A 22,029-nucleotide genomic window follows, 5' to 3' on the forward strand; every position below is an offset into this window, starting at 1 on the left:
ATTTCAGATGGTCGACGCGATGATCACCTGGATCGGGCAGAAGCTCGCGGAGAAGGCCCTCGACCGAGCGGTGACCTCAGCCGGCCGGAAGCGACAGCGGCACGATCTCAGCGTCCAAGGCGCCGAAGCGACCAGCGACCTCGACATCACGGTGAAGTACACCTTGCCGTACTACCGGGGCGCGAAAGCACCGGTCGTCCTTACTTTGCGGAGGCTCGACCGTCACCCCGGGCACGAGGAGAGCCTGAGGCTGGACATGGTGCTCGGGGAAACCGCCCGTGTGCGGCTGAAACGAGGCCGCTACGAGATCACGGCGAAGATCCACGAACTGTCTCCCCGGCTCGGCCCCTCGCCGATCCTTCACGCCGTCGGGTCACAGTTGCTGTGGCTGGGCGGCAACGGCACCGAGAAAGCCTGTATCCGCCCGGCTCCGGTGCTCATCCGAGCCGCCGGGTCGCCCCCGGCGGCCGGCTTCAAGCGCCCGGGATGCCTGATGTGCGATGGCCCCGGGAGGAACTACGGACTCTGCCTGGACCACCGCCTCCACGTCTCCCGCTACCTGGTGGAAGTGCTGGTCCCCCGCATGCGCGCGGCCTAGCTGCTGAGCAGGGCCGCGACGAACGCGCCCGGCTCGAACGGCGCCAGATCGTCCGGCCCCTCACCGAGGCCGACCAGCTTCACCGGCACGCCGAGTTCACGCTGCACCTGGAAGACGATGCCGCCCTTCGCGGTGCCGTCCAGTTTGGTCAGGACGATGCCGGTGACGTCGATGACCTCCGAGAACACGCGAGCCTGCATCAGCCCGTTCTGCCCGGTGGTGGCGTCGAGCACCAGCAGCACCTCGTCGACCTTCGCCTGCTTCTCGACGACTCGCTTGACCTTGCCCAGCTCGTCCATCAGGCCGGTCTTGGTGTGCAGACGGCCGGCGGTGTCGACCAGGACCGCGTCCACGCCCGCCTCGATGCCGCGTTTGACCGCGTCGAAGGCGACCGCCGCCGGGTCCGCGCCTTCCTTGCCGCGCACGACCTCCGCGCCCACGCGCTCGGCCCACGTCTGCAGCTGGTCCGCCGCGGCGGCGCGGAAGGTGTCGGCCGCGCCGAGCACCACGGTGCTCCCCTGCGCGACGAGCACCCGGGCGAGTTTGCCGGTGGTGGTGGTCTTGCCGGTGCCGTTGACCCCGGCGACCAGCACGACGGCGGGCTGCTTCACCCCGTCGACGGTGTGCGGCAGCGCGCGGACGGCCCGCACCGCGTCGGTCGACAGGGCGGCGGTCAGCACCTCCTGCAAGACCGCGCGCGCCTCCTCCGACGTCCGAACGGCGCGGCGCTTCAGCTCGTCGCGAAGACGCTCGACGATCTCGGTGGTCGTCGCGGCGCCCAGGTCCGCCATGAGCAGCGTGTCCTCGACGTCCTGCCAGGAGTCCTCGTCCAGGTCGCCGGCGCCCAGCAGGCCCAGCAGGCTCTGCCCGAACACCGAACGGGACTTGCCGAGCCTGCCGCGCAGCCGCTCCAGGCGACCCGTGGCCGGAGCGATCTCCTCGGCAGGAGCGGGGGTGGGCTCGGGGACCGTTTCCTCAGTGACTTCAGTGGCTTCGGCGGGTTCGGGCAGTTCGACGTCGCGCACCGTCCGCTGCGCGGAATCCCGCGGCACCGCGGCGTCGTCCCCGACGGCGGGCTGGCCGTCGGTTTCGGGACGCTCCTCGACCGGGTGCTCGGGTTCTTCGGTCTTCTCGCCGCCAGGCGCGAGCGCGATCCCGCCTGTCGCGGTATAGCCGCCACCCTTCGGCTTCTCGACGACGTCGGCAGCCTTGGACTCGTCCAGGCTGATCCGGCGGCGGCGCGCGATGAGCAGCCCGGCCACCAGAACGGCGACCAGGACCACGACGGCAACGACAACGATCCAGAACCAGGGGGTACTCGACACGGCGCCATCCTCGCATCCGCACCCCGTCGCGCTCAGACGCCCCACGGGAAGGAAGCCGATCTTGTCAGGCATCCACTGGATAGGACTCATTTCGGACAAGAAGAAACGGTGTCGCTTGCGCGGCCTCGGGATCGAGGGCTAGACCACTCCGAATGACGGTTTCTTCCGGCTCTGGGGTCCGGGTGATCGGACTCATCTCCGGCACGTCGATCGACGGGATCGACGTGGCGGCCGCCGAACTGCGCGCCGACGGGGACACGGTGGTGCTTTCGCCGCTCGGCCAGCTCGAAGTCCCTTACCCCGAAACGCTCCGCGAAGCCCTGCTCGCCGCCCTTCCGCCGAATCCCTGCGACGCCGAACAGCTCACGAAGCTCGACACACTGGTGGCGCGGGCCTTCGCCGAGGCGGCCGCGCGCGGCGTCGACGAACTGGCCGGCGGCGAGGCCGACCTCGTCGCCTCCCTGGGTCAGACGGTGTTCCACTGGGTCGAGGACGGCACCGCGCGCGGCACCCTGCAACTGGGCAACCCGGCGTGGATCGCCGAACGCACCGGACTGCCGGTCGTCGCCGACCTGCGCGTCCGCGACGTCGCCGCCGGAGGGCACGGCGCGCCGCTCGCCAGCACGCTGGACGCGTTGTGGCTGCGGGAAATGGCCGCGCTCGGCCCGGTCGCGGCGCTCAACATCGGCGGCATCGCGAACATCACCGTGGTACCGGCCGACGGTGCCGTCCTGGCCTACGACACCGGCCCCGGCAACGCGTTGATGGACATCGCCGCGCACCGCGTCACCGGCCGTCGTGCCGACATCGACGGCGCGCTCGCCCTGCGCGGCGCCGTCCGGCCCGACCTGCTGGCGAAACTCCTGCTCGACCCGTATTACGCGGCCGCGCCGCCGAAATCCACCGGCAAGGAGCTGTTCCACGGCGCGTACCTCGACGCGGCGCTGGACGGCCTCCCGCCGGTCGGCGCGGAGGATCTCCTGGCGACGCTCACCGAACTGACCGCGGTGACGATCGCCGCGGAATGCCGCCGCCACGACATCGCCACGCTGATCGTCTCCGGCGGCGGCGCCGACAATCCGGCGCTGATGGCCGCGCTCGCCAGGAACCTGCCCGGGACGGCCCTGAAGACCAGCGACGACCATGGGCTGCCGCGCGCGGGCAAAGAGGCATACCTGACCATTCTGCTCGGCTGGCTGACCTGGTCCGGCGTCCCGGGGAATCTCCCGTCGGCGACCGGCGCCCGCGGCCACCGGTTGCTCGGCAGCATCACCCCGGGCGCGGGCCCCCTGCGGCTCCCCGCCCCGCACAGCTCAACCGTGACCCGGTTACGGGTAGCGGCGAAGACCGGCGAGCGATAGGAGATATGGATGCGCGCACTTGACCTCGCGATCATCGGGCTTTTTCTGGTCGGCATGCCCTTGCTGGGCGTTTGGATCGGTGGCAAACAGAAATCCGGCTCCGACTACTTCGTCGGCGAAGGCAAGATCTCCTGGTGGGTGGCCTGCCTCTCGGTGGTCTCCGCGGAGACGTCCACCCTCACCGTGCTCTCCGTGCCGACGGTGGCCTACATCGCCACCCCCGGCGACGGCGGGATGACCTACCTCGCGCTGGCCATCGGCTACATCGCCGGCCGGATCGTGGTGTCGATGGTGCTGTTGCCGCGTTACGTGGCGGGCAACCTGGTCACCGCGTACGCCTTCCTCGGCAAGCGCTTCGGCAGCGGGCTGCAGGGCACCGCGTCGGTGACCTTCCTGCTCACCCGCACGCTGGCCGACGGCATCCGGCTGTTCGCCACCGCGATCCCGATCAAGGTGGTGATGGCGGCCTACGGCCTGAACGTCTCGTACTGGACCATCGTGGTCGGGCTCGGTATCGCGATGGTGCTCTACAGCTTCTTCGGCGGGGTCCGCGCGGTCGTCTGGGTCGACGCGATCCAAATGCTCTGGTACATCCTCGGCGCGGTCGTGGTGATCTGGGTGATCGCCGGCAGGCTGCCGGACGGCTGGTTCGGCAAGGCCGTCGACGCGAACAAGTTCCAGATCTTCGACTTCTCCTCGAACATGCTCACCGGGCAGTACGCGTTCTTCACCGCGCTGATCGGCGGCGCGGTGCTCTCGATGGCCTCCCACGGCTCGGACCAGCTGATCGTGCAGCGCCTTCAGTCCACCAACGATCTGCGTGCCGCGCGTAAGGCGTTGGTGGCCAGCGGTTTCGTGGTGTTCATCCAGTTCGCGCTGTTCCTGTTCATCGGCGTGCTGCTGTGGGCGCTCTACAACGGCCTTGCCCCGACCAAGCCGAAGCCGGAAGGCCTGGGGCTGGCCAACAAGGACGAACTGTTCGCGAACTTCATCGTGAACGACCTGCCGAGCGGCCTGTCCGGGTTCGTGATCGCCGGGATCCTCGCCGCCGCACTGAGTTCGTCGCTCGGCGCGCTGGCCTCGTCGACGGTGACCGACGTCTACGAACGGGTGATCGGCCGGGAGCTCCCGGAGGCCGACCGGCTGAGGCACGGCCGGATCTGGACGATCGTCTGGGCGGGCGCGCTGATCCTGTGCGCGGGTTTCTTCGCCTCTTCCAACAAGACCTCGGCCGATCCGATCGTGGTGCAGGCGCTCGGCATCACCGGCTACACCTACGGCGCGCTGCTCGGTGCGTTCCTCCTGGGGCTGCTGATCAAGCGGGCGAGGCAGGCGGACGCCATCGTGGCGTTCGTGTCGACGGTGATCGTGATGGCGTTCATCATCCTGGGCGTCAAGTTCAACAAACCGGACGGCAGCCTGATCGGCGTCGACTTCGGCAAGGCGTCCGGGAACACGGTGGCGCTGGCGTGGCCGTGGTACACGCTGTGCGGTGTGGTGATCACGCTCGTGGTGGGCGGTTTGCTGTCGCTGCGGCACGGGAGCGTGGACCCGCTCGCGGAGCCGGACGTCAAGGAACCTTCGCAAGTGTGACCCGAGTCACACATTTGAACCGTCTCTCCCTCTCCTCCGTGTCGGCTCCGGGACCTGCCTGAAGACGGCGGGCGAGGAGAGGGAGAGACGATGAAGCGAGCAACCGTGTCCATCGCGGTCGGTGCCCTGCTGCTCGGCAGTGGCGCCACCGCCTATGCCGCGAGCGATTCCGGCACGAGCGGGAAGCAGCGCCCCGTGCCGGAGGCCGTCAAAGTGCCGGAAGGGAACAAACACCTCGTCACATACCGGGGCGAAGGCGTGCAGATCTACGGCTGCGCCAACGGGGCGTGGACGCTGATCCAGCCGGCCGCGACGCTGAGCCATCGCGGGCAGGCGATCGCGCTGCACAGCAAGGGTCCGGTGTGGACGTCCACTGTGGACGGAAGTACGGTCGGCGCGGCGGCGGTCCCCGGTGCCTCCAGTCCCAGACCGGACGCGGTGCCGGAAGTGCTGCTGAAGGCGAATCTCAACAGCGGTGACGGAGTCTTCGGCAAGGTCACCTACGTCCAGCGGCTCGACACGCGCGGCGGACTCGCTCCGGCGGGCACGTGCACGACCGGTGCGCAGACGGCGAGCCGGTACTCCGCGGATTACGCCTTCTGGGTCGCGAAGTAGGCGCTAGGCGGAGACCGGGTCCTCTTCGGAGGTCCGCAGCCGCTGCGAGATCACCTTCGTGATGCCGTCGCCCTGCATCGAAACGCCGTACAGGGCGTCGGCGATCTCCATGGTCGGCTTCTGGTGGGTGATGATGATCAGCTGCGAAGAATCCCGCAGCTGCTCCAGCAGCCCGATCAGCCGTCGCATGTTGGTGTCGTCGAGCGCGGCCTCGACCTCGTCCATGACGTAGAAGGGCGAAGGCCGGGCGCGGAAGATCGCCACCAGCATGCCCACGGCGACGAGCGACTTCTCGCCACCGGAGAGCAGCGAGAGCCGCTTGACCTTCTTGCCCGGCGGGCGCGCTTCGACGTCGACACCGGTGGAGAGCAGGTCGTTGGGCTGAGTGAGCACCATGCGCCCCTCACCGCCCGGGAACAGCACGCTGAACACGGTTTCGAACTCGCGCGCGACGTCTTCGTACGCCGACGCGAAGACCTCGAGGATCTTTTCGTCGACCTGCTTGATGACGGCTTCGAGGTCCTTGCGGGTGTCCTTGAGGTCTTCGAGCTGGGTCGAGAGGAACTTGTACCGCTCCTCCAGCGCCGCGAACTCCTCCAGCGCCAGCGGGTTGACCTTGCCCAGCAGGCTCAGGTCCTTCTCCGCGCGCTTCGCCCGGCGGGCCTGGGTATCGCGGTCGAACGGCATGGGCGGCGGCGGGGTGACGTCCTCGCCGCGTTCCTTGGCGGCCTCGTACTCGGCCATCTCCCCCGCGCTCGGCGGCACGGGAACGTCCGGGCCGTACTCGCTGACGAGGTCTTCGAGGCCGATGCCGAAGTCTTCGGCGATCTTGGTTTCGAGCTGTTCCAGCCGCAGCCGCTGTTCGGCGCGCAGCACCTCGTCGCGGTGGACGGCGTCGGTGAGCTTCTCGAGTTCGCCGGTCAGCTCGCGGACCTTGCTGCGGACCTGGGTCAGCGCGGTCTCCCGCGACTGCCGCTGCGCTTGCGCCTCGTCCCGTTCGTGGGCGGCGCGCTGCACGGAGACCTCGATGCGCTCCAGCGCGATCTCGCCGCCGTTGACCACCGCGTTGGCGATCTCAGCACCGCGTTTCCGTGCGGCCCTGGACTTTTCGGCACGTTCGCGCGCCTGACGCTCGGCGTGCGCGGCCCGGCGGAGCGATTCGGCCTTGCCCTGGATGCTCCGCGCGCGTTCCTCGGCGGTGCGCAGCGCGAGCCGGGACTCCATCTCCTCCTGGCGGACCGTGCCGAGGTCTTCGGCGGCCTGGTCGCGCTCGGCGGTGTCCGGATCCTCGTCGACTTCCTGTTCGGCGACGGCGGCCAGCCGCTCTTCGAGTTCGGCTAGCTGCCGCAACGCTTCTTCGCGGCTCTGCTCGACTTTGGCGCGCTGGTTGCTCAGCCGGTCCATCTCCGCCTGCGCGGCGCGCGCGGCCTGCTGCATCCGGTTCAGGCGCTCGGACGAACGCGCCTTGCGGACCTTCGCGTCCCCGAGCGCTTCCTTGGCCCTGCCGACCTCTTCGCGCCTGGCGGCCTGCCCGGCGCGGGCGCCTTCGAGCTCCGCGGCGGTGCGTTCCAGCGCGCGCTCGGCGGCGTTCAGCCGGTCGCCCGCCTCGTCGACCGCGGCCTGCACCTCGATGACGCTCTCGCTGCGGGCCGAACCGCCGACCGCCCAGCGGGCACCGAAAACGTCGCCCTCCGGGGTGACCGTGCTGACCTCGGGGTACACCTCCACGAGACGGCGCGCGGTCTCCAGACCGTCCACAATGGCCACCCGGTCGAGCGCGTGCTCGACGGCGGAGCGCAACGCGGGCGGCGCCGTGACGACTTCCCGCGCCCAGCGCGCGCCCTCGGGCAGCGACGGCCAGGAGCTGGTGTCCACAGTGGATTCCAGGCCGCCGAGCAGAATGCCCGCGCGACCGGAATCGTTGTCCTTCAAGAACTTCAGCGCGGCGAGCGCATCGGCGCCGCCGTTGACCGCGACCGCGTCGGCGACCGGGCCGAGCGCCGCGGCCAGCGCGACCTCGTGGCCTGCCTCGACGGTCAGCAGCGCGGCCACCGAACCGAGCAGGCCCGGCAGTTCGTGCTGCGCGCCGAGCAGCGCGCCCGCGCCGTCCTTGCGCCGCAGGCCCATCGACAGCGCTTCGACGCGGGCCTTCTCCGACGCGATCTCGCGTTCGGCGGCCCGCTCGGCCTTGACCAGCTCCTCGACCCGCGCCTTGGCGGCGTTGTTGGCCTCCACCGCGCGGTCGTGATGGGCCTGCAGGTCGGAGTCGTCGGATTCCTCGACGCCGCCCGCCGCCTTGGCCTCTTCGAGCTCCTCGACGGCGATCTCCGCCCGCTCGGCGGCCTCTTCGAGCGAAACGGTGAGCCTGTCGATCTCGTCGGAGGTGGCGCCGTTCTTGCTGCGCAGCGCCTCGACCTGCCCGGAGAGCTTCGCGAGCCCTTCCCGGCGGTCGGCGATCGCGCGGACGGCGGCCATATGCGCGCGCTCGGCGGCCTGGACGAGGTGTTCGAGCTGCTCGCGCCGCTGGACGGTCTCCGAAAGCACCATGCGGGCCTCGGCGACGGCCTCGTTGAGCTCCTGCTCCCGCTCGGCGACCTGCTCGGCCTCGGCCAGCAGCTCGTCGGGGTCGCGGCCGGTGCTCGCCTGCTGCACGTCGGACGACAGGTGCCGCTGACGCTCCAGCGCGAGCCGCACCGTGCCGCGCAACCGCTCCGTCAAAGCGGAAAGCTTGTACCAAGTCTCCTGAGCTGCGGCGAGCTTCGGCGCGTCCTCGGCGAGCGACGCTTCGAGCTCGGCCTCTTCGGCGGCGACGATCTCCAGCGCCTGCTCGACCTCGGCGCGACGCTGGCGGGCGACGCGCTCGTCGGCCTCTTCCTTGGCGATGCCTTCGCGCTGGGTGACGAGGTCGTGGGCGAACAGCCGCAGCCGGGCGTCGCGCAGTTCCGACTGCACCCACTGTGCCTTGCGGGCGATCTCGGCCTGCTTGCCCAGCGGTTTGAGCTGGCGGCGGAGCTCGGTGGTGAGGTCGCCGAGGCGGTCGAGATTGCCCTGCATGTTCGCGAGCTTGCGCAGGGTCTGTTCCTTGCGCTTGCGGTGCTTGAGGACACCGGCCGCCTCTTCGATGAAGGCGCGGCGCTCCTCGGGCTTGGATTCGAGGATCGCCGAAAGCTGTCCCTGCCCGACGATGACGTGCATCTCGCGGCCGATACCGGAGTCCGACAGCAGTTCCTGCACGTCCATCAGACGGCAGCGGTCGCCGTTGATCTCGTATTCGCTCGCGCCGTCACGGAACATCCGGCGGGTGATCGAGACCTCGGAGTACTCGATGGGCAGCGCGCCGTCGGCGTTGTCGATGGTCAGGGTGACCTCGGCGCGCCCGAGCGGGGCGCGGCCGGCGGTCCCGGCGAAGATGACGTCCTCCATCTTGCCGCCGCGCAGGTCCTTCGCGCCCTGGGTGCCCATGACCCAGCGGAGCGCGTCGAGGACATTCGACTTGCCGGACCCGTTCGGGCCGACCACGCAGGTGATGCCCGGCTCGAAACGCAACGTCGTCGCCGAGGCGAAGGACTTGAAGCCCTTGAGCGTCAGGCTCTTCAGGTGCACGTCGTGCTGACCCCTCTGGCTGCGGGAACCGGTCTTTCAATCGGCCAAGGCTACCTGTGTGCTCACGGTGATCGTGGGACGCGGGGCCTCAGCGCTCCACGAACCCGCGTAGCCCGCCCTTCGCGGGCGACCACCGCTCGACGACGTGATCCACACTTCCGGGTGATTCCCCGGATCGCAGAGCCGCTAAAAGCCGCTCACAGTGTTCACGAACACCCTCCGCTACCACCTCGACACGCCCGTCCGGCAGATTGCCCGCGCTGCCGACCAACCCCAGCTCAAGGGCCCTGCTGCGGGTCCACCAGCGGAAACCGACACCCTGCACCCGGCCGTGCACCCACGCGGTCAGCCTGATGTGCGTTACTTCTTCACTCACGACCCCTATCGTGCACCATGCGGATGAACGCGGAGGGTGAACACCAGGTTCGCTGTAGTTCGCAGACGGTGAAGTGGCGGTGATAATCTCCGCGCCGGGTCCCCACTTTGGGCTACCTCGCCCGGGTAGCCGAACTCCCCGAAGTCCCCCATCCGAGGAGCCAGCACATGCCCCGTCCCGACGGGTCTGATTCGAGCGCACGCGTGTCCGTGGCACCGCCGCGCGGCGCCACCGGCAAGCTCAACCGCGCCGGTTACGCAGTACTCGGTGTCAGCGGCCTCGTGGTGGCCACGGCCTTCGCCGCGATCGCCGAACTCGCGGGCCCCGGCGTCTCCGCCACCGCGGGCGGCACCGGTGTCCCCGGCGGCGGGCAGGGCGTCGCTCCCGCCGGCGTCCAGCTGGTCCCGGGCAACGCCGTCCCCGGCGGCCCGATGACCGTCAGCGGCTCGCCGACCCCCGGCGCGCCCTCCAGCTCGACGGCGCCGCCGACCACGGTGACGTCGGTCGGGGCGGACGGCAAGGAGACGACGAGTGTCGTCGCCCCGCCCCCGCCGGTGACGCCTCCGGGCGGCGGCGAGCCGACGCGTACGGTCCTGCCGCCGACGTCGACCCCGAAGCCCACGCCGCCGACCACGACCACGCCGACGAAGACGACCCCTCCGACCACGACGCCCCCGTCGGAGACCCCGACCACCACCACAGGTGGCGGCTCCAGCTCCAGCGGCGCCCCCAGCGAGTCGACCCCGGGCCGGTCCAGCACCTCCGGCACCGACACGTCCACGAGCAACGCTCAGTAAGACCGCGGGTCCGTGAAGGCCTCCTTGCCTACCTTGAGGGTAGGGAAGGAGGCCTTCACTACTTCGCGGCGCGGGCCTCACATTTCGAAGCGGTAGCCCATCCCCGGTTCCGTCAGCAGGTGCCGCGGCCGCGAGGGTTCCGGTTCCAGCTTCCGCCTCAGCTGCGCCAGATACACCCGCAGGTAGTGCGACTCGGTCTCGTACGTCGGCCCCCACACCTCGTGCAGCAGCTGCTTCTGCGCCACCAGACGGCCCCGGTTGCGCACCAGCAGTTCCAGCACGCCCCATTCGGTCTTGGTGAGATGGACTTCCTTGCCGTCCCGCCGCACCTTCTTCGCCGCGAGGTCGATACGGAAGGATCCCGTGTCCACCACCGCGTCCGCACCGTCCACAGTGGACGTGGCCGACCGGCGGACGGCGGCCCGGAGCCGCGCGAGCAGTTCGTCCATGCCGAAGGGTTTGGTGACGTAGTCGTCGGCGCCGGCGTCGAGGGCCTGCACCTTGTCGGCCGAGTCGCCGCGCGCGGACAGCACGATGATCGGCACCGTCGTCCAGCCGCGGAGCCCGGCGATCACCTCGGTGCCGTCGAGGTCGGGCAGGCCGAGGTCGAGCACGACGACGTCGGGTTTGGTCTCGGCGACGGCCTTCAGCGCGGCCGTCCCGTCGTGCGCGGTGATCACCTTGTAGCCGCGGGCGGACAGGTTGATCCGCAGGGCTCGCACGATCTGCGGTTCGTCGTCGACGACCAGCACGGTCGCCGACGTGGTGTCTGCGCTCATCGCACTCGCTCCTCCTCTTCGTTCTCGAGGCCCTCGTCGTCGAAAGCGAGGAGGCTCTTTTCCGGATCCTGACCAACATATGCGGGCAGCGAGATGACGACGGTGAGCCCGCCACCGGGCGTGTCCTCCGCCCGGATCCGCCCGCCCATCGCCTCGGTGAACCCCTTGGCGACCGACAGCCCCAGCCCCACGCCGGGCACGCTGTCCCGGTCTCCCCCGAGCCGTTGGAACGGCGCGAACGCCGAGTCCGCGGTGCCCTTCTTGAGCCCGCGCCCGTGGTCGATGATGCGCAGTTCGACGTGCTCCGAATGCGTGCTGGCGCGGGCCGAAACCGGCTCGCCGGAAACACCGTGCCGCAGGGCGTTGTCGATCACGTTCGCCACGACCCGTTCCAGCAGGCCGGGGTCGGCGCACACCGACGGCAGCCGCGAGTCGATCGCGACCACGACCGACTCCGAGTTGTCCACATTGGACAACGCGTGCGAGACCACCTCGTCGTAGCCGACCGGGCGCAGGTGCGGGCGCACGGCACCGGTCGCCAGCCGCGACGAGTCGAGCAGGTTGTCGATCAGACCGGCGAGCCGGTCCGCCGATTCCTCGATCGCTTCGAGCAGTTCGTCGGTGTCCTCTTCGGACAGTGAGATGTCGGTCGCGCGCAGGCTCCCGATGGACGCCTTGATCGACGTCAGCGGGGTACGGAGGTCGTGTCCCACGGCCGACAGCAACGCCGTGCGGAGTTCGGTCGCCTCGGCCTTGCGTTCGGCGCGGATGGCCGCCTTCGCCGTCCGCTGCTGCCGCAGGGCCAGCAACGCCTGACCGGCGACGGCTTCGAGCACTCCCCGGTCCGACGCGGGCAGCGCGCGGCCCCGCAACGTCAGGTGGACGTCGGCGGTGACCGCGATGTCGGCGTCGGCCTGGTCCGGGTCGGCGCAGGGGTCCGTGCCGGCGTTCGCCACCCGCTTCCACTTCCCGTCCCGCTTTTCCAGCAGGGTCACCGAAGTCAGGCCGAAGTTCTCGCGGACCTTCTCCAGCAGCCGCTCGATCGGGTTCGTGTGCGTGAGCACCGTCCGCGCGTAGGAGGCGAGCAGCGCCGCCTCGGTCCGCGCCCGCGCGGCCTGCGTCGCGCGCCGGGCCGCGGTGTCGACGACCGCGGCGACGAGGATCGCCACCAGCACCATCGCGACCAGCGTGATCACGTTGCGCGGTTCGTGGACGGTCAACGTGTACAGCGGCGGGGTGAAGAAGAAGTTCAGCAGCCCCGCCGAAAGCACCGCCGCCAGGAGCGCGGGCCCGAGCCCGCCCGCGAGCGCGACCAGCACGGTCGCGAGGACGTAGTCGACCACGTCGGTGGAGAAGTCGAGATGGTCCCTCAGCAGGACGCCGAGCAGCGTCGCCAAAGCGGGCAGCATCAGCGAAAGCACCCAACCGGTCAGCCGCCGCGAAGGCGTGAGCGGGCTCCGGGTGAAGCGGGCTCGCAGCCGTCCGCCCGCTTGGGCGTGCGTGACCATGTGGACGTCGATCGGGCCGGACCGCTGGACCACGGCCGCGCCGATGCCCTCGTCGAACAGCCTCGCCACCCGTGACCGCCGTGAGGTCCCGACCACCAGCTGGGTCGCGTTCACCCCCTGCGCGAAGTCGAGCAGCGCCGTCGGCACGTCGTCGCCGACGACGGTGTGGAAGGTCGCGCCGACCTCTTCGGCCAGCTTCCGGTACTTGCCGACCGCCGTCGGCCCCATCCCGGCGAGCCCGTCGCCGCGCAGGATGTGCAGCACCTGCAGTTCGGCGCCCGCGCGGTTCGCGATACGGCTCGCGCGGCGGATCAGCGTCTCGCTCTCGGGACCGCCGGTGATGGACACGACCACCCGTTCGCGTGCTTCCCACGTGTCGGTGATCTTCTGCTCGGCCCGGTACCGCTGCAGCGCCACGTCGACCTGGTCGGCGACCCACAGCAACGCGAGCTCCCGCAACGCCGTGAGGTTGCCGGGCCGGAAGTAGTTGCCCAGCGCCGCGTCGATCCGCTCGGCCGGGTACACGTTGCCGTGCGCCAGACGCCGCCGCAGCGCCTCGGGCGTGATGTCGACCAGCTCCAGCTGTTCGGCCCGCCGCACGACCTCGTCGGGCACCGTCTCCTGCTGGGTGACGCCGGTGATCCGCTCGACGACGTCGTTGAGGCTCTGCAGATGCTGCACGTTGACCGTGGAGAGGACGTCGATGCCGGCGGCGAGCAGTTCGTCGATGTCCTGCCAGCGCTTTTCGTTGCGCGATCCCGGCACGTTGGTGTGCGCGAGTTCGTCGACCACGGCGACCTCGGGCGCGCGGGCGAGCAACGCGTCGAGGTCCATCTCCTCGAACTCGCGGTCCCGGTGCGCGGACCGGCGGCGCGGGACGACCTCCAGTCCTTCGACGAGTTCCGCGGTCTTCTTCCGCCCGTGCGTCTCGACCAGGCCGATGACCACGTCGGTACCCCGGTCGAGGCGTCGCCGCGCCTCGCCGAGCATCGCGAAGGTCTTGCCGACGCCCGGGGCCGCGCCGAGGTAGATCCTCAGCTCACCCCGGCGCGGCTTGGTCGTGTTCTCGTCCACGCTTGTCAGTGTGCTCCTCCGGCCGCGTCACGCACGGCCAAGTTGACCTTCAGCACATTGACGCCCGGCACACCGATCCCGGCACCGCTCGTGGTGCCGGCCACGAGCTGCCGGACCTTCTCCTCGGACAGGCCCGTGTTCCTGGCCACTCGGGGAATCTGGAGGTCGGCGTAGGCGACGCTGATCGCCGGATCCATCCCGGAGCTCGACGCCGTCACCGCGTCCGCGGGCACCTGCGACTCCTGGACACCTTCGCGGGCGGCGATGAGCTTTTTGCGCTCACCGATCGCGGCGACCAGGTCCTCGTTGTACGGGCCCTTGTTCGACGCGCCGGACGACGACGGGTCGCCGGGGCCGAGGGCGTCCTTCGAACCCGCGGACGGGCGGTTGTGGAACCACGGGTCCTTGGCGGGGTCCGCCGCGACCGGGTCGATCCCGATCAGGGACGAGCCGACGGGTTGCCCGTTCTGGGTGATGATCGAGCCCTCGGCGTTGCCATCGAGGCCGGGGATCCGGGAGATCGCCCAGACACCCAGGGGGTAGACCACACCCAGCAGGACCGTGAAGACGAGCAGGACGCGCAGCCCGGCGAGGGTCTGCTTCAGCAGTGCGTTCATGAGTTACCCGATTCCAGGGATGAGACGGACGAGCAGGTCGATCAGCCAGATCCCGAGGAACGGGCTGACGATGCCGCCGAGGCCGTAGACCAGCAGGTTCCGGCGCAGCAGCGCCGAGGCCGACGACGGCTTGTACCGGACGCCGCGCAGGGCGAGCGGGATCAGCCCGACGATGATCAGCGCGTTGAAGATGACCGCCGAGAGGATCGCCGACTTCGGCGTCGCCAGCTGCATGACGTTGAGCGCGCCGAGCTGGGCGAAGATGCCGGTGAACATCGCGGGCAGGATGGCGAAGTACTTCGCGAGGTCGTTGGCGACGCTGAAGGTGGTCAGCGCGCCGCGGGTGATCAGCAGCTGTTTGCCGATCTCCACGATCTCGATCAGCTTCGTCGGGTCGGAGTCGAGGTCCACCATGTTCCCCGCCTCCTTGGCGGCGGAGGTCCCGGTGTTCATCGCGACGCCGACGTCGGACTGCGCGAGCGCGGGGGCGTCGTTGGTGCCGTCGCCGGTCATCGCGACCAGCCGCCCGCCCTCCTGCTCCTTCTTGATCAGCGCCATCTTGTCTTCGGGCTTGGCCTCGGCGAGGTAGTCGTCGACGCCCGCGTCCCGCGCGATGGCCTTGGCCGTCAACGGGTTGTCGCCGGTGATCATGACGGTCTTGATGCCCATCGCGCGGAGCTGGACGAACCGCTCCTTCATCCCGGGTTTGACCACATCGGACAGCCGGATCACGCCGCGCACGAACGCTTTCGCGCCGTCGTACTCCGCCACCACCAGCGGAGTCCCGCCCTGCTGGCTGATCTCGTCGACGACACGTTCGGTCTCGTCCGGCATGTCGCCGCCGCGTTCGCGGACCCACTCGCGCACCGAGGCGGTGGCTCCCTTGCGGACCTGCCGTTCGCCGATGTCGATGCCGCTCATCCGGGTCTGTGCGGTGAACTCGACGAAATCCGCGAGCTTCTCGTCGGCGGACGCGGTCTCCGCGAGCCCGTGTTCCCTCGCGACGAGTTCGACGATGCTGCGGCCTTCCGGCGTGCCGTCGGCGAGGCTGGAGAGCCGGGCCGCCTTGGCGATGTCGTCCACAGTGGACACGCCGACCGGGATCAGCTCGGTGGCCTTGCGGTTGCCGAAGGTGATCGTGCCGGTCTTGTCCAGCAGGAGCGTGGAGACGTCGCCGGCGGCCTCCACCGCCCGACCGCTCGTCGCGAGGACGTTGCGCTGCACCAGCCTGTCCATCCCGGCGATGCCGATCGCGGACAGCAGCGCGCCGATCGTCGTCGGGATCAGGCAGACCAGCAGCGCGGTCAGCACGATCACGGACTGCTGGCTGCCGGAGTAGCCCGCCATCGGCTGCAGCGCCACGACGGCGAGCAGGAAGATGATGGTGAGCGTCGAGAGCAGGATCGTCAGCGCGATCTCGTTCGGCGTCTTCTGCCGGGAAGCGCCCTCCACCAAGGCGATCATGCGGTCCACAAAGGACTCGCCGGGTTTGGTGGTGATCTTCACGACGACGCGGTCCGAGAGCACGGTCGTGCCGCCGGTGACCGCGCACCGGTCGCCGCCCGATTCGCGGATGACCGGCGCCGACTCACCGGTGATGGCCGATTCGTCGACGGTCGCGATGCCCTCGACGACGTCACCGTCGCCAGGGATGACCTGTCCGGCCTCGACGACCACGAGATCGCCGACACGCAGGTCGGCACCCGGCACGGTCTCCTCGTCGCCGTCCTCGGTGAGGCGGCGCGCGACGGTCTCCTTCTTACTGCGCCGCAGGGTTTCGGCCTGCGCCTTGCCCCGGCCCTCCGCGACGGCCTCGGCGAGGTTCGCGAACAGGACGGTGAACCACAGCCAGATCGTGATGAGGATGGTGAACACGCTCGGGTCGGTGATCGCGAAGACCGTGGTCAGCGCCGAGCCGATCCACACCACGAACATGACCGGGTTGGCGAGCTGGTGTTTGGGGTTGAGCTTGCGCAGCGCCTCGGGAAGAGAGGTCAGCAGCTGTCGCGGGCTGAAGATCCCCGCGCCGACCCGGCCGGTGTTCTCCACGTGGTGCTGGGTTGTTTCTTCGGGAGTGCGGTCCTGTGTGACGGTCATGCGAGTGCCTCTGCGATGGGCCCGAGCGCGAGCGCCGGGATGAAGGTGAGGGCCGCGACGAGCACGATCGTGCCCGCGAGCATCGTGCCGAAGAGGGGCCCGGTGGTGGGCAGCGTGCCGGCGGTCTCCGGAACCTTCCGCTGGGAGGCAAGGGATCCGGCCAGGCACAGCACGGCGAGGATCGGGATGAACCGGCCGAGCAGCATCGCCACCGACAGCGACGACTGGAACCAGTCGTTCGTCACGGTGAGCCCGCCGAACGCGCTGCCGTTGTTGTTGCCCGCCGACGCGTAGGCGTACAGGACTTCGGAGAGGCCGTGCGCGCCGGAGTTGGTCATGGCTGCCGGGGTGTCGGCCAGCATCAGCGCGACACCGGAGCCGAGCAGGACCACCGTCGGCATCGCCAGCATGGAGACGGCCGCGCAGGTGACCTCGCGTTTCCCGAGCTTCTTCCCCAGGTATTCCGGTGTGCGGCCGACCATCAGCCCGGCGAGGAACATCGCGATCACGGCCATCACGAGGATGCCGTAGAGACCGGTGCCCACCCCGCCCGGCGAAATCTCGCCCAGCAGCATGTTGAGCAGCGCTCCGCCACCGCCGAGCCCGCTGTAGCTGTCGTGCATGCTGTTGACCGCACCCGTGGACGTGCCCGTGGTGGCGTTGGCGAACAGCGAACTCAGGCCGATGCCGAACCGCTGTTCCTTGCCCTCCATGTTCGCCCCGGCGGCCAGCGAAGCCGGCCCGCTCGCGTTGGCTTCGGACAGCCAGGTCACCGCGAGCATCGCGGTGAAGAGCCCGGCCATCACCGAAAGCAGGACATAGCCCTGTTTGGTGTTGCCGACGAGCTTGCCGAACGTCCGGGTGAGCGAGACCGGAATGACCAGGATCAGGAAGATCTCGATCAGGTTGGTCCAGGCGTTCGGGTTTTCGAACGGGTGCGAGGAGTTGGCGTTGAAGATGCCGCCGCCGTTGGTACCGAGTTCCTTGATGGCTTCCTGGCTCGCGGCGGGCGCGAGCGCGATCTTGCTCGTGCTGCCGTCCGGGTTGAGGACGTCGACACCGCTCTTGAGGCTCTGGACGACGCCGAGCGCGATCAGCACGATCGCCGCCACGAAGGCGATCGGCAGCAGGATCCGGATCGTGCCGCGCGTCAGGTCCACCCAGAAGTTGCCGAGGCGGTCGGTCTTCGAGCGGACGAAGCCGCGGACGACCGCGATGGCGACCGCGAGCCCGACGGCCGCGGACAGGAAGTTCTGCACGGTCAGGCCGGCCATCTGCACGAAGTGACCCATGGTCGCTTCGGGGCTGTAGGACTGCCAGTTCGTGTTGGTCACGAAGCTGACGGCGGTGTTGAAGGCGACCGCCGGCGAGACCGGTTCCTTGCCGAGGCTCCACGGCAGGATCGCCTGGAGCCGCTGAAGCAGGTACAGGAACACGACGGAGACGAACGAGAAGCCGATCACGGCGGACGCGTAGGTCTTCCAGTGCTGTTCCGATCCGGGGTTCACCCGGAACAGGCGGTACAGGCCGCGCTCGGCCTTGGTGTGCTTCTCGGTCGAGAAGACCCGCGCCATGTAGTCGCCCAGTGGCCGGTAGACCACGGCGAGCGCGACGAGGAGGAGGCCGGCCTGCAGAAGGCCGGCCGCGGTGTCTGACATCAGAATTTCTCCGGCCTGACCAGTGCGATGAACAAATAGACGATCAGCCCCAGCGCCAGCAGCCCGCCGACGACATTGGCCACGGTTCCCGTGCCGGTCACAGCTTCTCCAGACCGCGAAGGGTCAGGGCGAGAACCACGAATACGCCGATCAGGAGCACGGCGTAAAGCAAGTCGGCCACTAGGCACCTCTCAAGACAGGTCACCCCATCGGCGACCAGGACCCCGCAACACTGCGCCTGGCACAAGCCATCGCGACCCTCGCCTGACGGCCTCTTGATGCCCCGATCGGGTGCCTTTACGACTTCTTGATGCCCGGTGACGTGGCCCACAGAACGTGACGCACTGCGGACGGAGCGTGCAATTCGGGCAGACAAGCCGGCCGAACCGTGTTACACCAGTGTTACGGATAGTTGTATGTGCTAACTAATCACCAGGAGGTAGCGATGTGCGGAATCGCAGGGTGGGTCTCCTTCGGCACTGACCTGACACAACGCCGCGAAGTGGTCGACGCGATGACCGCGACCATGGCGTGCCGCGGGCCGGACGACTCGGGCACCTGGGTGCGGCCCCAGGTGGCGCTGGGTCACCGGCGGCTGGCGATCATCGACCTGCCGGGCGGCAGGCAGCCGATGGCCGAAGCCGGGCTGGCCGCGATGGTCTACAGCGGCGAGGCGTACAACTTCACCGAGCTGCGCGAGGAACTTCTCAAGCGCGGCCACAAATTCGAGACCGACAGTGACACCGAGGTCGTGCTCCACGGCTACCTGGAGTGGGGCGACGAGGTCGTCGACCACCTCAACGGGATGTACGCCTTCGCGATCTGGGACGAGCGCGACGAGAAGCTCGTGATGATCCGCGACCGTATGGGTATCAAGCCGTTCTACTACTACCCGACCCCGGACGGCGTCCTCTTCGGTTCCGAGCCGAAGGCGATCCTCGCGAATCCCTTGGCGCGCAAGGTGGTCGACACCGACGGCCTGCGCGAGCTGATGTCCATGACCAAGGCCCCCGGCTGGTCGCTGTGGAAGGGCATGCACGAGGTCGGCCCGGGCACGATCGTCACGGTCGACCGCTCCGGGATCCGCACACGGACCTACTGGAAGCTCGACGCGAAACAGCACACCGACGACCAGGAGACCACGGTCGAGCGGGTGCGCGAGCTGATGACCGACATCGTGCACCGTCAGCTGATCGCCGACGTGCCCCGCTGTGTCCTGCTCTCCGGCGGCCTCGATTCCAGTGCCGTCACCGGGCTCGCCGCCGCGCGGCTGGCCGAACAGGGTGAGCGGCTGCGCACGTTCTCCGTCGATTTCCAGGGGCAGGAGGAGAACTTCCAGCCGGACGAGGTCCGGGACACCCCGGACTCGCCGTACATCCGTGACGTCGCGCGGCTGGTCGGCTCCGACCACAAGGACGTCGTGCTGAACCCGGCCGAGCTCAGCGACCCCGAGGTCCGCCGCAAGGTACTGACCGCGCGGGACATCCCGGCCGGGCTCGGCGACATGGACACGTCGCTTTACCTGCTGTTCAAGGCGATCCGCGCCGAGTCGACGGTGGCGCTGTCCGGCGAATCCGCCGACGAGGTCTTCGGCGGATACCGCTGGTTCCACGACGAAGCCGCGGTGAACTCGGGAACCTTCCCCTGGCTCGCCTTCCGGATGGGGCTCACCAGCGAGCGGGGCACCCTCCTGCGCGGCGAGGTCCGGGAGAAGCTGGACCTGCCCGGCTACATCGCCGACCAGTACGCCACCGCCGTCGCCCAGGTCGAGCACCTCGACGGCGAGAGCGAGCAGGACCGCAAGATGCGCACGGTCTGCAACCTGCACCTGAGCCGGTTCGTGCGGATGCTGCTGGACCGCAAGGACCGGGCGTCGATGGCCGTCGGGCTCGAGGTGCGCGTGCCGTTCTGCGACCACCGCCTCGTCGAGTACGTCTACAACACGCCGTGGTCGCTGAAGACGTTCGACGGCAGGGAAAAGAGCCTGCTGCGGCACGCGACCGAACACGTCCTGCCGACGTCGGTGCGGGACAGGGTCAAGAGCCCGTATCCGTCCACTCAGGACCCCGGCTACGCGGCGGCCTTGCAGCAGCAGGCCAAGGAGGCCCTGACCGAACGGGACAATCCTGTGTTCGAACTGGTGGACCGTGACTGGCTGCACCGTGTGTCCGAAGTGGACCCGGCCACGATGTCCTCGGCCCAGCGCTCGGGGATCGACCGGGCGCTGGACCTCTACCACTGGTTCGACCTGTACCGGCCCGAACTTCAGCTCGACTGAGTACCCGGTCCGCCGCCGTCTCAGCGACGGCGGCGGACCGTGCCCCCTACCGCGACACCCCCGAGCACCGCGGTCGCGGCGAGCAGGATGCCCGCCTCGGTCCACTGGAACCGCCAGAATCGCGCGGCGGGCTGGTAGACGGTGAAATCCTGATATCCCGCCGCCTCGACACAGGCGTTCATCCCCTTGCCACGAGGACATTCGGGCACCTCGTCGAGCAGGCGCAGCTCCCGGCCGTCCGGCGCGACCCGGCCCGCTCGCACGATCAATCCGTCCTTTGTGGAGGGATCGACACCGATCGTCCGGACCGGCTCGGCGTAGTGCGGCCGCACGAGCAGCAACGTGATCGAGGCCGCGACGAACACCGCGGCCGTGATCGCGATGGCGGGCAGCGTCTTGTGCACCAGCACCCCCGCCGCGGCGCCGAGAGCGAACGCGAACAGCCACCACGCGGCCGGCGCGACGCCGACGGCGCCGAAGTACGACGTCTCGCTCAGCGTTTCCGCCTTGCCTGGGAAGATCTCCAGCCACCGGCCGAACATCTGTCCCGAGGCGAGCCCGGCGAGCGCCGCGGCGGAGGCCAGCACGCCGAACTTGACGCCCAGCCAGCGGCCGCGGCTCACCGACTGCGTCCAGGCGAGCTGATACGTGCCGCGTTCGTATTCCCTGGCGAGCAGCGGCGCGCCCCAGAAGACGCCCGCCAGCAACGGAACGAACGGCAGGATCACGATCAGCGGGTAGATCTTCTGGTAGAGGTCTTCCAGTCCCGCGTCGTATTCGCGGCAAGGAACGCCGCCGCCGTAGCAGTACGAGGAGATCTCGCCGCTCGCGGCGTGGCCGGCGATCTGCCCGGACAGGAGCAGGATCCCGCCGACCACCGCCAGGAACCCGAGGGTGACGAGCAGCTGGGTACGGTGCTGCCGCCAGGTGAGCCAAAGCAAGGAGATGTGCCTTTCTAGGAACGGCGCCGGATGGCGAAGGTCGCGGCGACGGCGAGCAGGAGCGAGATCCCCGCCAGGATCGCGGCTTCGGTCCATTGGAAGCGCCAGTACCAGTCTTGGGGCAGGACCTTGAGCGCGGTGATCTCCCCGGCGGCGTCCCTGACCATTTCGACGACGCGGCCGACAGGATCCTTGCCCAGCGGGACGAGTTCGGGCTCCGCGTAGCTGTCACGTAAATTGCTCACGCCGATCATCAGCCCGACGGTCACCGCGATGGTGACGGCGATGGCGGGCAGGGTCTTGCGGATGAGCGCGCCCGCGGCGGTGCCGAGCACGAACCCGAAGAGCCACCACGCGCCTGGTGCGACGCCCGTCATCGCGAACAGGACCGGGTTGTCGAAGCGGCTGGTGAAGGCGGTGTCGCCGCGATCGGTGGGGAAGACCTCCACCCAGCGCTGCATCATCGCGCCGAACGCGAGCCCGCCGAGGGTGGCGAGAACGGCGAGGAACCCCAGCTTAACGCCGAGCCAGCGGAACCGCGAGATCGACTGGGTCCAGACGAGTTTCGTCGTACCGCGTTCGTACTCCGCCGCGACCAGCGGGGCACCCCAGAACACGCCGATCGCCACCGGGACGACCTGGAGCCAGGAGAGGTAGGTGTACAGATCCTTGAAGAGCTTCGCCGCGTCCGGGCTGTCCGCGGCGGCGTTCCCGTTGACCAGCAACAGGATCCCGACACCGACGAGCATGCCCGCGGTGATCAGCAGCTGCATCCGGTGCTGGCGGTAGGTGAGCCAGAACATCGTTCC

The 22,029-nt window shown here is 69.3% G+C and carries 17 protein-coding genes; 6 read left to right on the forward strand and 11 right to left on the reverse strand.

All coding sequences use genetic code 11. From position 1 onward, the window contains the following. Window positions 1-7: 7 nt before the first annotated feature. Entirely contained in the window at window positions 8-598 is a 591-nt protein-coding gene (locus tag ACIRGA_RS01175) for a hypothetical protein (protein WP_400935417.1), read from the forward strand. Here the strand turns inward: ACIRGA_RS01175 and ftsY are convergent. After that, window positions 595-1,923: a signal recognition particle-docking protein FtsY gene (gene ftsY / locus ACIRGA_RS01180; RefSeq protein WP_400935419.1), complete on the reverse strand. Its 1,329-nt coding sequence runs from the start codon at window positions 1,921-1,923 to the stop codon at window positions 595-597. The two genes, ACIRGA_RS01175 and ftsY, sit on opposite strands and share 4 nt — an antisense overlap. A 152-nt stretch (window positions 1,924-2,075) precedes the next feature. Between ftsY and ACIRGA_RS01185 the strand changes: the two genes are divergently transcribed. The 3 genes from ACIRGA_RS01185 (at window position 2,076) to ACIRGA_RS01195 (ending at window position 5,492) form a co-directional block, all read left to right on the forward strand. After that, entirely contained in the window at window positions 2,076-3,284 is a 1,209-nt protein-coding gene (locus tag ACIRGA_RS01185; RefSeq protein ID WP_400935421.1) for an anhydro-N-acetylmuramic acid kinase, read from the forward strand. 9 nt (window positions 3,285-3,293) lie between these two features. Then, window positions 3,294-4,877 (forward strand): sodium:solute symporter, encoded by a 1,584-nt coding sequence (locus ACIRGA_RS01190; RefSeq protein ID WP_400935423.1) that lies wholly within the window; start codon window positions 3,294-3,296, stop codon window positions 4,875-4,877. Window positions 4,878-4,967: 90 nt separating this feature from the next. Next, a complete protein-coding gene (locus ACIRGA_RS01195; protein WP_400935425.1) occupies window positions 4,968-5,492 on the forward strand; it encodes a DUF3455 domain-containing protein in 525 nt (174 codons plus the stop codon). A 3-nt stretch (window positions 5,493-5,495) separates the two neighbouring features. Here ACIRGA_RS01195 and smc read toward each other — a convergent pair whose 3' ends face one another. After that, a complete protein-coding gene (smc, locus tag ACIRGA_RS01200; protein WP_400935427.1) occupies window positions 5,496-9,095 on the reverse strand; it encodes a chromosome segregation protein SMC in 3,600 nt (1,199 codons plus the stop codon). Between the two features lie 88 nt (window positions 9,096-9,183). After that, window positions 9,184-9,471 (reverse strand): acylphosphatase, encoded by a 288-nt coding sequence (locus ACIRGA_RS01205; protein ID WP_400935429.1) that lies wholly within the window; start codon window positions 9,469-9,471, stop codon window positions 9,184-9,186. Window positions 9,472-9,638: 167 nt separating this feature from the next. Here ACIRGA_RS01205 and ACIRGA_RS01210 point away from each other — a divergent pair, with 167 nt between their 5' ends. Next, complete coding sequence (locus ACIRGA_RS01210) at window positions 9,639-10,268, forward strand: hypothetical protein (protein ID WP_400935431.1); 630 nt, start codon at window positions 9,639-9,641, stop codon at window positions 10,266-10,268. A gap of 77 nt (window positions 10,269-10,345) precedes the next feature. Here ACIRGA_RS01210 and ACIRGA_RS01215 read toward each other — a convergent pair whose 3' ends face one another. Genes ACIRGA_RS01215 through kdpF form a run of 6 tightly spaced genes read right to left on the reverse strand, consistent with a single transcriptional unit; the run spans window position 10,346 to window position 18,102 of the window. After that, a complete protein-coding gene (locus ACIRGA_RS01215) occupies window positions 10,346-11,047 on the reverse strand; it encodes a response regulator (RefSeq protein ID WP_400935433.1) in 702 nt (233 codons plus the stop codon). Continuing rightward, window positions 11,044-13,629: a DUF4118 domain-containing protein gene (locus tag ACIRGA_RS01220; protein ID WP_400935435.1), complete on the reverse strand. Its 2,586-nt coding sequence runs from the start codon at window positions 13,627-13,629 to the stop codon at window positions 11,044-11,046. Before ACIRGA_RS01220 ends, ACIRGA_RS01215 begins: the two co-directional genes overlap by 4 nt. 5 nt (window positions 13,630-13,634) lie before the next feature. Continuing rightward, window positions 13,635-14,246 (reverse strand): potassium-transporting ATPase subunit C, encoded by a 612-nt coding sequence (locus ACIRGA_RS01225; RefSeq protein ID WP_400935437.1) that lies wholly within the window; start codon window positions 14,244-14,246, stop codon window positions 13,635-13,637. A gap of 3 nt (window positions 14,247-14,249) precedes the next feature. Further along, window positions 14,250-16,343 (reverse strand): potassium-transporting ATPase subunit KdpB, encoded by a 2,094-nt coding sequence (gene kdpB / locus ACIRGA_RS01230; RefSeq protein ID WP_400935438.1) that lies wholly within the window; start codon window positions 16,341-16,343, stop codon window positions 14,250-14,252. Further along, complete coding sequence (gene kdpA / locus ACIRGA_RS01235) at window positions 16,340-18,001, reverse strand: potassium-transporting ATPase subunit KdpA (protein ID WP_400935440.1); 1,662 nt, start codon at window positions 17,999-18,001, stop codon at window positions 16,340-16,342. The genes kdpB and kdpA overlap by 4 nt, the downstream gene beginning before the upstream one ends. Beyond that, window positions 18,001-18,102: a K(+)-transporting ATPase subunit F gene (kdpF, locus tag ACIRGA_RS01240; RefSeq protein WP_020630647.1), complete on the reverse strand. Its 102-nt coding sequence runs from the start codon at window positions 18,100-18,102 to the stop codon at window positions 18,001-18,003. Before kdpF ends, kdpA begins: the two co-directional genes overlap by 1 nt. 344 nt (window positions 18,103-18,446) lie before the next feature. Here kdpF and asnB point away from each other — a divergent pair, with 344 nt between their 5' ends. Next, window positions 18,447-20,279 (forward strand): asparagine synthase (glutamine-hydrolyzing), encoded by a 1,833-nt coding sequence (gene asnB, locus ACIRGA_RS01245; RefSeq protein ID WP_400935442.1) that lies wholly within the window; start codon window positions 18,447-18,449, stop codon window positions 20,277-20,279. A gap of 20 nt (window positions 20,280-20,299) precedes the next feature. Here the strand turns inward: asnB and ACIRGA_RS01250 are convergent, their stop codons facing one another. Both ACIRGA_RS01250 and ACIRGA_RS01255 read right to left on the reverse strand, forming a co-directional pair. Continuing rightward, on the reverse strand, window positions 20,300-21,220 hold the full coding sequence (locus tag ACIRGA_RS01250) for an ABC transporter permease (protein WP_400935444.1): 921 nt from the start codon (window positions 21,218-21,220) through the stop codon (window positions 20,300-20,302). Window positions 21,221-21,234: 14 nt separating this feature from the next. Beyond that, complete coding sequence (locus tag ACIRGA_RS01255; protein WP_400935446.1) at window positions 21,235-22,023, reverse strand: ABC transporter permease; 789 nt, start codon at window positions 22,021-22,023, stop codon at window positions 21,235-21,237. Window positions 22,024-22,029 lie beyond the last annotated feature (6 nt).

Origin of the sequence: Amycolatopsis sp. NPDC102389 (genome assembly GCF_044765885.1) — a bacterium.
In the GTDB taxonomy this organism is placed as follows: Bacteria; Actinomycetota; Actinomycetes; order Mycobacteriales; family Pseudonocardiaceae; genus Amycolatopsis.